Source organism: Paraburkholderia sp. SOS3, from assembly GCF_001922345.1.
In the GTDB taxonomy this organism is placed as follows: domain Bacteria; phylum Pseudomonadota; class Gammaproteobacteria; order Burkholderiales; family Burkholderiaceae; genus Paraburkholderia.
The window spans coordinates 2,054,081-2,067,371 of record NZ_CP018811.1 but is presented as its reverse complement, the minus strand read 5'-3'; the positions used below and the strand labels follow the sequence as shown (position 1 = coordinate 2,067,371).

11 protein-coding genes are annotated in these 13,291 nt (G+C 64.6%); 7 read left to right on the top strand and 4 right to left on the bottom strand.

Translation table 11 applies throughout. From position 1 onward, the window contains the following. Positions 1–83: 83 nt before the first annotated feature. Positions 84–1,094 (bottom strand): DNA-3-methyladenine glycosylase family protein, encoded by a 1,011-nt coding sequence (locus BTO02_RS09425; RefSeq protein ID WP_075156817.1) that lies wholly within the window; start codon positions 1,092–1,094, stop codon positions 84–86. A gap of 47 nt (positions 1,095–1,141) precedes the next feature. Next, positions 1,142–2,539: a cysteine--tRNA ligase gene (gene cysS / locus BTO02_RS09420; protein ID WP_075156816.1), complete on the bottom strand. Its 1,398-nt coding sequence runs from the start codon at positions 2,537–2,539 to the stop codon at positions 1,142–1,144. Between the two features lie 371 nt (positions 2,540–2,910). Between cysS and BTO02_RS09415 the strand changes: the two genes are divergently transcribed. The 4 genes from BTO02_RS09415 to BTO02_RS09400 all read left to right on the top strand — a co-directional run bounded on the left by BTO02_RS09415 (position 2,911) and on the right by BTO02_RS09400 (position 5,865). Beyond that, entirely contained in the window at positions 2,911–3,630 is a 720-nt protein-coding gene (locus BTO02_RS09415) for a tetratricopeptide repeat protein (protein WP_075156815.1), read from the top strand. A gap of 132 nt (positions 3,631–3,762) precedes the next feature. Continuing rightward, positions 3,763–4,344, top strand: a complete 582-nt coding sequence (locus BTO02_RS09410) for a peptidylprolyl isomerase (protein WP_075156814.1) — start codon at positions 3,763–3,765, stop codon at positions 4,342–4,344. Between the two features lie 114 nt (positions 4,345–4,458). Beyond that, entirely contained in the window at positions 4,459–4,953 is a 495-nt protein-coding gene (locus BTO02_RS09405; protein ID WP_075156813.1) for a peptidylprolyl isomerase, read from the top strand. Between the two features lie 114 nt (positions 4,954–5,067). Continuing rightward, positions 5,068–5,865, top strand: coding sequence for a UDP-2,3-diacylglucosamine diphosphatase (locus BTO02_RS09400; protein WP_075156812.1), 798 nt, complete (start codon positions 5,068–5,070; stop codon positions 5,863–5,865). Between the two features lie 52 nt (positions 5,866–5,917). Here the strand turns inward: BTO02_RS09400 and cysE are convergent, their stop codons facing one another. Beyond that, on the bottom strand, positions 5,918–6,721 hold the full coding sequence (cysE, locus tag BTO02_RS09395) for a serine O-acetyltransferase (RefSeq protein ID WP_075156811.1): 804 nt from the start codon (positions 6,719–6,721) through the stop codon (positions 5,918–5,920). Positions 6,722–6,951: 230 nt separating this feature from the next. Beyond that, entirely contained in the window at positions 6,952–7,740 is a 789-nt protein-coding gene (locus tag BTO02_RS09390) for an RNA methyltransferase (RefSeq protein WP_075156810.1), read from the bottom strand. 448 nt (positions 7,741–8,188) lie between these two features. On the opposite strand from BTO02_RS09390, the gene BTO02_RS09385 reads away from it, so the two are divergent. From BTO02_RS09385 to mutS, 3 genes are all read left to right on the top strand, one after another. Continuing rightward, the gene (locus BTO02_RS09385; RefSeq protein ID WP_075156809.1) at positions 8,189–8,992 is read left to right on the top strand and encodes an inositol monophosphatase family protein; all 804 of its coding nucleotides are present in this window, start codon (positions 8,189–8,191) and stop codon (positions 8,990–8,992) included. A 65-nt stretch (positions 8,993–9,057) separates the two neighbouring features. Next, positions 9,058–10,356, top strand: a complete 1,299-nt coding sequence (gene lplT / locus BTO02_RS09380) for a lysophospholipid transporter LplT (RefSeq protein WP_075156808.1) — start codon at positions 9,058–9,060, stop codon at positions 10,354–10,356. 229 nt (positions 10,357–10,585) lie between these two features. Continuing rightward, positions 10,586–13,267 carry a DNA mismatch repair protein MutS gene (gene mutS / locus BTO02_RS09375; RefSeq protein ID WP_075158731.1) on the top strand — a complete coding sequence of 894 codons (2,682 nt, stop codon included), beginning with the start codon at positions 10,586–10,588 and terminating at the stop codon, positions 13,265–13,267. Positions 13,268–13,291 lie beyond the last annotated feature (24 nt).

Sequence of the window (13,291 nt, the reverse complement as noted above, 5' to 3'; positions counted from 1 at the left end):
GCGGATGCAACAAGCGGATGCGACGAGCGAATGCAACCGGACGCGGCGACTGCGGCCGCGTGCCGCATGCACGCTGCGCGGCTTTATTCGTCCGACGGCAGCGGATCGAGACTGCGCCACATGTACCACGTCGCGACCGTGCGCCACGGTTCCCAGTTCGCTGCGACTTCGCGCGCTTCACTGCGCGTAACCGGCTCGCCGCTGAAATAATTCACGCTGATCGCGCGAATCAGCCCGAGGTCGTCGAGCGGCAATACATCGGGGCGCGACAGGTTGAAGATCAGGAACATCTCCGCAGTCCAGCGGCCGATACCGCGAATCTGCGTGAGTTCGGCGATCACCGCTTCGTCGTCCATCGAGGTCCACTTGCCGACGTGCAACGCGCCCGACACGAAGTGTTGCGCGAGATCGAGAATGTACTCGGTTTTACGCTTCGACAGTCCGCACGCGATCAGTTTCGCGGCGCCGAGCTTGATGATCTGCTGCGGCACGAGCTTCGGACATGCGCTTTCGATGCGTTCCCAAACGGCTTGCGCACTCGCAACCGAAATCTGCTGACCAACGACCGAGCGCGCCAGCGTGACGAACGAATCGCCGCGGCTTAGCAGATGCACAGGTCCGAATTTCGGAATCAGCTTCTTCAGAATGCGGTCGCGCTTGACGAGATCGGCACATGCCTTGTCCCAATACGCAGGCCGCGTGATTTCAGGCGCAAGACCGCCGATCTGCACCGGCACGGCCACCTCGGTATCGACGGATGCACGCGTCTTGCGAACGACTTCGCCCTCATGGAGCGTATCCGCTTCGAAGGTCTGCTGCGTGCCCGCCAGTTCGGCCGGCAATTCGCCATTGCCGCTCGCCGCGGCCTTCGCGCGCGAGCGCGGCGCCTTGACCGTCACTGCGTCAGCCGGACCCGCCGCACCGTTCAGCACGCGCTTTGCACCTGCCTTGCGCGGCACCGTTTGCGTCGCGCCCCTGGCTGTGCCCTTCGCCGCGCTTTGCGGCGCGTTGTCCGCGCGCGCACGTTTGACTGCAGATGCCGTTCTGGTTTGAGACGCGGCACGTTTAGCCGGCGTCTTCGTGGCCGTTGCCATCCTGCCTCCTGCCTGGTGAGTCGATCAGAGTGAAAAACGAGGTGCGCTTACACGCGCCGCCACTCGGTCAACCCACCGGGTTTGTCTTCAAGTGCAACCCCGGCTTCGAGCAACTCCGCGCGAATCCGGTCTGCCTCGGCATAGTTTTTTGCCTGCTTCGCGGCAACGCGTGCAGCGATCTTCGCTTCGATCTGCGCCGCCTCGAGCCCACCCTCTTTCACACTGCCCGCCGCCTGCTGCAAAAACTCGCGCGGCTCACGGTCAAGGAAACCGATTACATGCGCAAGCTCACGCAATTGCCGTGCTAACGCCGCGTCGCGCGTACGGTTTACTTCGCTTGCGAGTTCGAACAGCACGGCAACCGCCACCGGCGTATTGAAGTCGTCGTTCATCGCCTCGCGAAAGCGCGCGGCATGCGCTTCGTTCCAGTCGAGCGGCGCACCGTCGCCGCTCGCGTCTTTCAAAGCCGTGTAAAGACGCGTGAGTGCGTTGCGTGCATCGTCGAGGTGCGCGTCGCTGTAGTTGAGCGGCGACCGATAGTGTGCACGCGCGATGAAGAACCGCACAACCTCGGCATCGTATTGCGCGAGCACCTCGCGGATCGTAAAGAAGTTGCCGAGCGATTTCGACATCTTCTCGTTGTCGATCTGCACGTAGCCGTTATGCATCCAGGTATTCACAAACGTTTGCCCGGTTGCAGCCTCGCTCTGCGCAATCTCATTCTCGTGGTGCGGAAACTGCAGGTCCTGTCCGCCGCCGTGAATGTCGAAGTGTTCGCCGAGCAGCGTGCAGCCCATCGCCGAGCATTCGATATGCCAACCGGGACGGCCGCGCCCGTACTTCGATTCCCAGCCGGTGTCGGCGGGCTCGTCGGGTTTCGACTGCTTCCACAGAACGAAGTCGAGCGGATCCTGCTTCGCATCGTTCGCCGCGACGCGTTCGCCCGCGCGCAGATCTTCGAGCGACTTGCCCGAGAGCTTGCCGTAGCCGGCGAATTTGCGCACGGCGTAGTTGACGTCGCCGTCGGCCGCCTGATACGCGAAGCCCTTCGCCTCGAGCGTTTCGATCATGCCGAGCATCTGCGGAATGAAATCGGTCGCGCGCGGCTCGAGGTCCGGACGCTGCACGCCGAGCGCATCCGCATCTTCGTGCAGCGCCTGAATGAAACGGTCGGTCAGCGATTTGATCGTCTCGCCATTCTCGACGGCGCGGCGAATGATCTTGTCGTCGATGTCGGTGATGTTACGCACGTACGTTACGTTGTAACCGAGCGTGCGCAGCCACCGCTGAACGATGTCGAACACGACCATCACGCGGGCATGGCCGATGTGGCAGTAGTCGTACACGGTCATCCCGCACACGTACATGCGCACCACGCCGTCCTGCAGTGGCACGAAAGTTTGCTTGTCACGCGCGAGCGTGTTGTAGATGCGCAGTGATTCCATAGAGAACGATGCGTGGGCCGAAAGAAATCCGCGTTGTGCTCGTTCATGCCGCGCCAGAAGGCGATGAACCCATGCGATGAACCGCACATGCGACTGATTATGGCGGTAGCGGACACATGGTGCGACGACATGATCGGCGGTGTGACCGGAGACCGGATGAAAGCAGGCGGGCAAGCCTCCACGACACAACACTCGCCCGGCACGGATTCTTCGGAAACCGATCGCGCACCTGGTGCGGCGATCACACTGCCATCAAAGCGGAGACGACCACGAGTGGCGAAAGACAGTCTGTGGTTCGACGAAACACGCGACGAAAACGCGCAGACCTTTTGTTAGAATGGGTCGGAGTATAACATCCAGACCTCTTCCTTATGAAATCTTCCAGCGGCCGCGCACGAGGCGTCGCGCACATTGCGGCACTCTTTGCATTGGCGTTGCTGATCGCGCCCGGCACGAGCGCGTATGCACAAAAAAGCGATGTCGTATCGCACGCTCCGGCCACACGCGACGCAACACCGGAAGCCGACGCATCGATCACGCAAAAGAACTGGAGCGCAGCGCTCGCGGAACTCAATGCGCGCATCGCGCAGAATCCGCGTGACGCGCAGGCGAAGTTCAAGCGGGCCACCGTGCTCGCGCGCATGAATCGCATCGACGACGCGATCGCCGCGTTCACCGAACTGACCGAGATGTACCCCGAATTGCCCGAGCCGTACAACAATCTTGCCGCGCTCTATGCGAAGCAGGGCCGCTACGGCGACGCGCGCGCCGCGCTCGAAACGGCAACCAAGGCGAATCCCGGCTACGGCCTCGCATACGCGAATCTCGGCGACCTCTATCTGCGTATGGCCGACCAGGCCTATCGACGCGCGCAGAGCCTCGGCGCGGCGACCGGCACGACGCAACAGCGTCTTGCGGACATCGAGAAGATCGTGTCGCCGCCGAAGCGCGCGGCGACGCGCGCCACGCCGTCCGAATCGGATTACACGACGCGCGCCACATCGAACATCGTGGAGACGCCCTCGTTCCAGTTCGGCGGCCCGACGAGCGGTTCGCTTGCCATTCCGCCGTACGTCGCGCCGCCGCGGTGAGCGATGCGCGTCGACTGATGGGCGCGCCTGTGCTGCGCTCTTTCCACGCTCTTTCGTACGCGTTTTTCGTGCACTTTTTCGTGCCTCCTTTGCGCGTTCATCCCGCGTTTTTCCCCTAACCCGAGGAACTCCATGAAACGCTTGTTGCTGGCGCTCGGCAGCGCCGCCCTCGTCGCGAACGCACCCGCGTTCGCACAGTCCGCAGCGCAAACCGCGCATCCGTCTGTCCTCTTCAAGACCTCGGATGGCGATATTCGCGTCGAACTGTATCCCGAGAAAGCGCCGAAGACGGTCGCCAATTTCCTCGACTACGTGAAGTCCGGCCAGTACAACGGCACGATTTTCCATCGTGTGATTCCGGGCTTCATGATCCAGGGCGGCGGCTACACGACGAGCTTCGCCGAAAAACCGACGCGCGCGCCGATTCCGCTCGAAAGCCGCAATGGTCTCAAGAACGTGACCGGCACCATCGCGATGGCGCGCACGGGCGATCCGAATTCGGCCACCGCGCAATTCTTCATCAACACCGTCGACAACGCGAATCTCGACTATCCGAATCCCGACGGCAACGGCTACGCCGTGTTCGGCAAGGTCACGTCGGGCATGGACGTCGTGAAGAAAATCGAAGGCACCCCGACCACCACGCGCGGCCCCATGAGCGATGTGCCGCAAAAGCCGATCGTGATCGAGTCGGCGACGGTGGTCAGCAAGTAGTAATCTGGGAGGGCGCGCTTCTTGCGGGCCTGTCGCTGCCCACCCGCTCATTCACCCGCTCATTCACCCGCTCATTCACCCGCTCATTCACCCGCTCAGATCAAGGAATCCATCATGGTTGAACTGCATACGAACCACGGCGTCATCAAGCTCGAACTCGACGCGGACAAAGCGCCGAAGACGGTCGAGAATTTCCTCAACTACGTGAAGGCCGGCCACTACGACAACACGGTGTTTCATCGTGTGATCGACGGCTTCATGATCCAGGGCGGCGGTTTCGAACCCGGCATGAAGCAGAAGACAACGCAGGCGCCGATCGACAACGAAGCGAACAATGGCCTCAAGAACGTGAAGGGCTCGGTTGCGATGGCCCGCACGAACGACCCGCATTCGGCCACCGCGCAGTTCTTCATCAACGTCAACGACAACGACTTCCTCAACCATTCGTCGCCGACGCCGCAAGGCTGGGGCTATGCGGTGTTCGGCAAGGTCGTCGATGGCCTCGATGTCATCGACAACATCCGCAAGGTGAAAACGGGTTCGAAGGGCTTTCACCAGGACGTGCCCGTCGACGACGTAGTCATCGAGAAGGCCGTCGTGGTCGAATAGCCGTACGAGGCGTATCGCCGTTCGATAACGGCGATACGCCTGTCGTCATGATCCGCCGGGCGGCTGCAGCTATTCCATAATCGCAAAACGAGCAATCAACAGAAAATACCGTCGATGCTGCAAGAAACGCCGCTGCGAAGCGTCGCCGCGGGCGTGCCCGGCGAGGGCAAGCGTCCGCACGCCGCACGTCCGTTTTATTTCCTGTCGGATCTGCACCTGTCCGAGGCGATGCCGCGCACGGTGGCCGCGTTCGAGCATTTCATCCGCGTCAACGCCGAGCAGGCCGATTCGGTGTTTATTCTCGGCGATCTGTTCGAATACTGGATTGGCGACGACATGCTCGCCGAACCGTTTCCCGCACGCATGGCCGCGCTGATGCATACGCTGTCGGAGCGCGGCATCGCGCTCTACGTGATGCACGGCAACCGCGACTTCCTGCTGGGCAAGCGCTTCATGAAAGCGGCCGGCGCGATCTGGCTGCCAGACCCGTTCGTGATCACGTCGTTCGGCACGCGCATCGCGCTCGCGCATGGCGATGGCCAATGCACCGACGATCGCGGCTATCTGCGCTTTCGCCGCATCGCGCGCAACCGTTTTGCGCAGTGGCTCTTTCTGTTGTGGCCATACCGATGGCGCAAGGCGCTCGCCGAGCGCATGCGCCGCACGGGCGACGAAAACCGCGCGCGGCCCGTTTCACCGCGCTACGACGTGACCCGGCAGGGAATTGCGGCGCTCTTCAAGAAAACCGGCACGGCGACGATCATCCACGGCCATACGCACCGTCCCGCCCGCCATCGCGAAGCGGGCGGCACGCGCTGGGTGCTGCCGGATTGGGACCTCGACCACGGCGAACGCCGTGGCGGTTATCTGCGCATCGACGCGGAAGGAATTCGGGCGCTGCCGCTCGATTGAGCCGTCTCGCCCCGCGTCGCGTGCCGTGGTGCGTGGGGTCGCTTCAATGCAGTCAGTGCGGCTCCGTACCCGGCTCGACCTTCCCCTCCAGTGCCGCCGACAAACGCTTCAGATCGAACAGCGCCGCATCGGCGCCCTGCAGCGCCTCGAGACTCGCGCCGAGCCGTTCGAGCGCGGCGACGATTTCGTCGATGCGCAGCGACTGATTTGCCGCGTGATTGATGAGCCCGTGAATCGCGAGCGAGACCGGATCGTCCGCATTCGGCGTGATGCCGTATGCGCAGAACTCCGAACGCGCGGCCGCGGGTTGCGCTGCGTCGGCGGCCCCACGCGTAGCAGACGCGGGCACGATCACGCGCGCGGGATTGCCGACCGCGGTCGCGCCCGCCGGCACCGGCTTCACGACGACCGCATTCGAGCCGATCTTCGCATCGGCACCGATCGTGAAACCGCCGAGCACCTTCGCGCCCGCGCCGACGATCACGCCGCGTTCGAGCGTCGGATGCCGCTTCGCGCCGCGTGTGAGCGACGTGCCGCCGAGCGTCACGCCCTGGTAGATCGTGCAGTCGTCGCCGATCACCGCGGTTTCGCCGACCACCACGCCCATGCCGTGATCGATGAACACACGCCGGCCGACCGTCGCGCCCGGGTGGATCTCGATGCCGGTCAGAAAGCGCCCGATCTGCGAGACGACGCGCGCGATCCAGTAGCGCTTCGCGCGCCAGCACGCGTGCGACAAGCGATGCAGTAGAAGCGCATGCAAGCCCGGGTAGCACGTGAGCACTTCCCACGCGCTACGCGCGGCGGGATCGCGCTCGCGGATCGTGGCGATGTCTTCGCGAAGTCTCGTGAACATGGCTGGCGCCGTCCTGGAAGTGTCGGGGGATGGTTCTGCTAAACATGCACAAGCGATGCATAACCCGCGGCGCGCGACATATCGCGCTGGCTGCTTTGCTTATGACGCTTTCGGCGATTGTAGGTCGATTCGCGCGAATCTGCCGATGCCCATCCCGCCGTCAAGGTCGAACCGCATCGTTGCCTGCAGTCGGCACGCGCGGCACGCGCGGCCCGCCTGCGGCGCGCCGCTCAAGGCGTTTCGTTATCCCTTCCTTTAGCTTTCAGCAGGATATGTTTCGCGATGCCGCGCACGATGTTGACTTCCTCGCGCTCGAGCCCCGCGCGCGCAAAGAGCCGCCGCAGACGCGACATCAGCTTTTTCGGGTTGGCGGGATCGAGGAAGTCGAGTGCGATCAACGCATTCTCGAGATGCACGAACATACGCTCGACTTCATCGCTCGCCGCGCGCGCGCTCGCGTCCGCACTGCCTGCGGCGAAAGTCGAAGCGCCGGCCGACAACGGGCTGTCGGACGCGTCCTGATACGCGATGCGCAGTTCGTACGACAGCACCTGCACGGCCTGCGCGAGATTCAACGAACTGTACGCGGGGTTTGCGGGAATATGCGCGAGCGCGCTGCAGCGTTCGACGTCTTCGTTCAACAGGCCCGTGCGCTCGTTGCCGAACACGAGCGCAATATCGCCGTGCGCCGCGTGTTCGCGCGCGTGCGCCGCCGCGGTGCGCGGCGCGAGTTGAGGCGGCCCGTATTCGCGCGAGCGCGCGGTCAAGGCGAGCGACCATTGCGCGCCCGACAACGCATCGGCAAGCGTCGGCACGACGTGCGCGCTCGCCAGCACGTCGTCGGCGCCGCTTGCCATCGCGATCGCTTCCGGATCGTTCTGCACATTCGCGACGCGCGGCGCGACGAGCACGAGCCGCGAGAAGCCCATCGTTTTCAGCGCGCGTGCCGCGGCGCCGACGTTGCCCGGATGGCTCGGCTCGACGAGCACGAAGCGCGTGGACGTGAAGCCGCCGCACATGGGGCTGGCGGCGTCGTCGGCTGCGCAAGAAGCGGTTGGCGAACGGGATGCGTGCGCCGCGGCGTTCGACGGGGCGTTCGAAGGGGCGTGCGGTCGGACCACGATAAGAAGCGGAAGACGAAAGAAGAGCTATGGTAGCGCCAACTCGCGCCCTCTTTCCACGCTTGCGTCGCGCGCCCGTTCGCCGCGGCCTGACCGGCTGCGTGGGTGCCGATGCGCTTGCGCCGCCGTGCGCCCGCTGCGGCACGCCGGAAAGCGGAAGACTCGGGTAAAATCACGCTACTCGCGCGCCGTGGTGCAACCCGGCGCCTCGCTCTTATCCAATTCGTTTTCGTCGACGGAACATTCGCAAAACGGCTCTGCCCTACCTGCGGTGACCGTTGCGCGGCAGTCCGCTGCCGCCGTGCCTGGCTCGCCGTATTCATCATCGGCAAAAGGATCCCGACTCATGCATCCCATGCTCAACATTGCGGTCAAAGCCGCCCGCCGCGCCGGACAGATCATCAATCGCGCCTCGCTCGATCTCGATCTGATCCAGGTTTCGAAGAAGCAGCACAATGATTTCGTCACGGAAGTCGACAAAGCGTCCGAAGCGGCGATCATCGAAACGCTGACCACCGCCTACCCCGATCACGCGATCCTCGCCGAAGAATCGGGCCAATCCGAAAACGAATCCGAGTATCAGTGGATCATCGATCCGCTCGACGGCACGACGAATTTCATTCACGGTTTCCAGTACTACTGCGTGTCGATTGCGCTCGCGCATAAAGGCATCGTCACGCAGGCCGTCGTCTACGACCCGACGCGCAACGATCTCTTCACCGCATCGCGCGGCCGCGGCGCCTATCTGAACGACCGGCGCATCCGCGTCGGCCGGCGCGACCGCCTCGCCGACGGGCTGATCGGCACCGGCTTTCCGTTTCGCGACAAGAACGGCCTCGGCGCCTACACGACGCTGTTCGGCGAAATGACCGAAGCCTGCGCGGGCCTGCGCCGTCCGGGCGCCGCGGCGCTCGATCTCGCGAACGTCGCGGCTGGCCGCATGGACGGCTTCTTCGAGCAGGGCATCAATGCGTGGGACATGGCGGCGGGCAGCCTGCTCGTGACCGAAGCGGGCGGCCTCGTCGGTAACTACACCGGCGATTCCGATTTCCTGCACGTGCACGAGATCGTCGCGGCGAATCCGAAGATCTACGCGCAGATGGTGCCGATCCTGTCGCGCTACAGCCGCACGAGACAGCAGGCGGCGTAACGCCGGTCAACGGAAAGGCGGCTTCGGCCGCCTTGTCGTTTCTGCGCTGACGTTCAGTCGAGTCCATGAAAAAAGGCTTCTACACGATCATCGCCGCGCAATTCGTTTCGTCGCTCGCGGACAATGCGATTCTGATCGCGGCGATCGAGCGGCTCACGATCATCCGTTCGCCGGCCTGGGTCACGCCGCTGCTGCAGATCCTCTTCACGGTGTCGTACGTGCTGCTCGCGCCGTTCGTCGGCGCGTTCGCCGACGCGCTGCAAAAGCGCTACGTGATGTTCATCGCAAACGCATTGAAAGCCGCCGGCTGTCTGCTGATGATTTTCAGCGTCCATCCGATGGTCGCGTATGCGGTCGTCGGCCTCGGCGCCGCCGCGTATTCGCCGGCGAAGTACGGCATTCTGACCGAGCTGCTGCCGGCCGAACGGCTCGTCGTGGCGAATGCATGGCTCGAATCGGCTACCGTGCTGTCGACCATCGTCGGCACGGTGATCGGCGGCGCGCTGATCAGCACCTATGCGGCGCATTTTGTCGCGCACGCGCATCTGCCGTTCATCGACACCGCCGCGAACCTCGCGATGCTCGTCGTCATGCTGACCTATGCGAGCGCGGCGGCGCTCAACGTCGGCATTCCCGACACCGGCGCGCGCTACGCAAACAGGCTGCACGAGCCGGGCAAGCTGGTCGGCGAATTCGTCCGCTGCTTCAACGTGCTGTGGCTCGACCGGCTCGCCCGCATTGCACTCTGGGTCACGACGCTGATGTGGGGCAGCGCGGTTACGCTGCAATTGCTCGTGCTGAAGTGGGCCGACGTGAATCTCGGCCTGTCGCTATCGAAAGGCGCGGTGATTCAGGGCGTCGCCGGCATCGGCATCGCGCTTGGCGCCGCGGCCGCCGCCGCGTGGATTCCGTTGCGCGGATCGCTGCGCGTGCTGCCGGTAGGCATCGTCGCGGGCGTCGTCGCGGTGGCGATGGCGTTCTACAGCAAGGGGCTTTTTCCGCCCGGAGCCGGCTTGCGCGTCGGCTCGATCTTCGCACCGGTTTACATCATCCTTGCCTATCCGTTGATGATTCTGCTGGGCGCGTTGTCGGGCTTCTTCATCGTGCCGATGAACGCGTTGCTTCAGCATCGCGGCGCGACGCTGCTCTCCGCCGGGCACTCGATTGCCGTACAGAACTTCAACCAGAATCTCGCCGTGCTGCTGATGCTTGGCGCGTACGCGTTGCTGCTGACGGCCGGAATGCCGGTGCCGTGGATCATCGCAACGTTCGGCGCTTTCATTACGGTGCTGATGTGGCTCGCCATGCGGCATACCGCCGCCAGTGCGAAAAAGGCCGATCTCGGCGCGATGATTCGCAAGTGACGCGGCGGTGCGGATGAACTGGCCGTCCGGCCAGGGTTCGCACGCGCTGCCGAAGGGTTAAACTCTCGGCCTGAACCGCAACGCATTCAAGACATCAAGGATGGGCATTCAAATCGCAGCCGACGAAGCACCTCGCGCATCCGCAGCGCCTGGAGGCGTTGACGACACCGCGGCCACCGTGACCGCCGCGGCGGCCGCCGCTCGCGCGCCGGACGCGGCGCATACGCCGATGATGCAGCAGTACCTGCGCATCAAAGGCGAGCACCCGGGCACGCTCGTGTTCTACCGGATGGGCGACTTCTACGAGCTCTTCTTCGACGACGCCGAAAAAGCGGCGCGACTGCTCGACCTCACGCTTACGCAGCGCGGCGCATCGGCCGGCACGCCGATCAAGATGGCGGGCGTACCGCATCACGCGGTCGAACAATATCTCGCGAAGCTCGTCAAGCTCGGCGAATCGGTCGCGATCTGCGAGCAGATCGGCGACCCGGCCACGTCGAAGGGGCCGGTCGAGCGCAAAGTCGTGCGCGTCGTCACGCCCGGCACGCTGACCGACGCGGCGCTGCTGTCGGACAAGAGCGATGTCTACCTGATGGCCACCTGCGTCGCGCACAACCGGCGCGGCGTCGTGACATCGGTCGGCCTCGCGTGGCTCAATCTCGCGAGTGGCGCGCTGCGTCTCGCCGAGATTCCGCCCGACGGCGTCGCGGCCGCGCTCGAACGCATCCGCCCGGCCGAGATTCTCGTCGCCGACGTGTCGACGCCGGACGCCAACGCCTGGACACCGCCCGCAAGCGGCAGCGGCAGCGGCGCGCTCACGCGCGTGCCGGGCTGGCATTTCGATATCGCATCGGGCAAGCAGCGTCTGTGCGATCAGCTCGACGTCGCGAGCCTCGACGGCTTCGGTGCGCAGACGCTGACCTGCGCGTGTGGCGCAGCCGGCGCCTTGCTGCTTTACGCGGCGGCTACGCAAGGCCAGCAGCTTCGGCATGTGCGCAGCCTCAAGGTCGAGCTCGAATCCGAATACATCGGTCTCGATCCGGCGACGCGGCGCAACCTCGAACTGACCGAAACGCTGCGCGGCACCGAATCGCCGACGCTCTGTTCATTGCTCGACACCTGCTGCACGACGATGGGCAGCCGCCTGCTGCGGCACTGGATCCATCACCCGCCGCGCGACGCGTCGTATGCGCAGGGGCGTCAGCAGGCGATCGGCGCACTGCTCGATGCATCCGCGCAGCTGAACCCTTCGACCAGCATCGATACGTTGCGCGGCGCGTTACGGCAGATCTCCGACATCGAACGCATCACCGGGCGGCTCGCGTTGCTGTCGGCGCGGCCGCGCGATCTGTCGAGCCTGCGCGATACGTTTATCGCGCTGCCCGAACTGCGCACGCAACTCGCCGCTGTCGCCGCCCATGCGGATTCGCTCGCGCGCCTCGATGCGTCGCTCGAACCGCCGGCTCAATGCGTCGAACTGCTGTCGCGCGCGGTCGCAGCGGAACCCGCGGCCATGATTCGCGACGGCGGCGTGATCGCGCGCGGCTACGATGCGGAACTCGACGAATTGCGCGATATTTCGGAGAACTGCGGCCAGTTCCTGATCGACCTCGAAACGCGCGAACGCGCGCGCACGGGCATCGGCAACCTGCGCGTCGAGTACAACAAGGTGCACGGCTTCTATATCGAAGTCACGCGCGGCCAGACCGACAAGGTGCCTGACGACTATCGCCGCCGTCAGACGCTGAAAAACGCCGAGCGCTACATCACGCCCGAGCTCAAAACATTCGAAGACAAGGCGCTATCCGCGCAGGAACGCGCGCTCGCACGCGAGAAGTCGCTCTACGACGCACTGCTGCAAGCGCTGCTGCCGTTTATCGCCGATTGCCAGCGCGTCGCCGGCGCGCTCGCCGAACTCGATCTGCTCGTCGCCTTCGCGGAGCGCGCCCGCGAGCTCGACTGGGTCGCGCCGTTGTTCACGCCGGCAGGCGGCATCGAGATCGAGCAAGGCCGGCATCCGGTCGTCGAAGCGCAGGTCGAGCAGTTCATCGCCAACGACTGTCGATTGAGCGCCGAGCGCAAGCTGCTGCTCATCACCGGTCCGAACATGGGCGGCAAGTCGACGTTCATGCGGCAAACCGCGTTGATCGCGCTGATGGCCTATGTGGGCAGCTACGTGCCCGCGCGGCGCGCATCGTTCGGCCCGATCGACCGCATCTTCACGCGCATCGGCGCGGCCGACGATCTCGCCGGCGGCCGCTCGACGTTTATGGTCGAGATGACCGAAGCGGCCGCGATCCTCAACGACGCAACGCCGCAAAGCCTCGTGCTGATGGATGAAATCGGCCGCGGCACGTCGACCTTCGACGGCCTCGCGCTCGCATGGGCGATCGCACGGCATCTGCTTGCGCATAACGGCTGCCATACGCTTTTCGCAACGCACTACTTCGAGCTCACGCAACTGCCCGCGGAGTTCCCCCAGGCAGCCAACGTGCATCTGTCGGCGGTCGAGCATGGGCACGGCATCGTGTTCCTGCATGCGGTCAACGAGGGGCCGGCGAACCAGAGCTACGGCTTGCAGGTTGCGCAACTCGCGGGCGTTCCGTCGGCGGTCATTCGCGCGGCGCGCAAACATCTTGCGCATCTCGAACAGCAGTCGGCCGCGCAGCCCGCGCCGCAGCTCGATCTGTTCGCGCCGCCATCGATGGTCGAGGATGCGGACGACGACGCTTACGACGGCTATCGCGACGACCGTCACGGCAATGCCGCGCCCGTACCGGCCGACCCGCTCGCCGATGCGCTCGTCGAGCGCTTGCGCGCGATCGATCCGAACGAGCTGCGTCCGCGCGAGGCGCTCGATCTGCTTTACGAGTTACATGAGCTGGCCGCGGCGCCGGACACGCAGCGCTGAACGCGCATCGGTCCCATGTTCGGC

Bases quoted from the DNA above. Each gene is read 5' to 3' on its own strand.
- BTO02_RS09425 (WP_075156817.1), bottom strand. From the start codon at position 1,094: ATGGCAACGGCCACGAAGACGCCGGCTAAACGTGCCGCGTCTCAAACC.
- cysS (WP_075156816.1), bottom strand. From the start codon at position 2,539: ATGGAATCACTGCGCATCTACAACACGCTCGCGCGTGACAAGCAAACT.
- BTO02_RS09415 (WP_075156815.1), top strand. From the start codon at position 2,911: ATGAAATCTTCCAGCGGCCGCGCACGAGGCGTCGCGCACATTGCGGCA.
- BTO02_RS09410 (WP_075156814.1), top strand. From the start codon at position 3,763: ATGAAACGCTTGTTGCTGGCGCTCGGCAGCGCCGCCCTCGTCGCGAAC.
- BTO02_RS09405 (WP_075156813.1), top strand. From the start codon at position 4,459: ATGGTTGAACTGCATACGAACCACGGCGTCATCAAGCTCGAACTCGAC.
- BTO02_RS09400 (WP_075156812.1), top strand. From the start codon at position 5,068: ATGCTGCAAGAAACGCCGCTGCGAAGCGTCGCCGCGGGCGTGCCCGGC.
- cysE (WP_075156811.1), bottom strand. From the start codon at position 6,721: ATGTTCACGAGACTTCGCGAAGACATCGCCACGATCCGCGAGCGCGAT.
- BTO02_RS09390 (WP_075156810.1), bottom strand. From the start codon at position 7,740: ATGTGCGGCGGCTTCACGTCCACGCGCTTCGTGCTCGTCGAGCCGAGC.
- BTO02_RS09385 (WP_075156809.1), top strand. From the start codon at position 8,189: ATGCATCCCATGCTCAACATTGCGGTCAAAGCCGCCCGCCGCGCCGGA.
- lplT (WP_075156808.1), top strand. From the start codon at position 9,058: ATGAAAAAAGGCTTCTACACGATCATCGCCGCGCAATTCGTTTCGTCG.
- mutS (WP_075158731.1), top strand. From the start codon at position 10,586: ATGATGCAGCAGTACCTGCGCATCAAAGGCGAGCACCCGGGCACGCTC.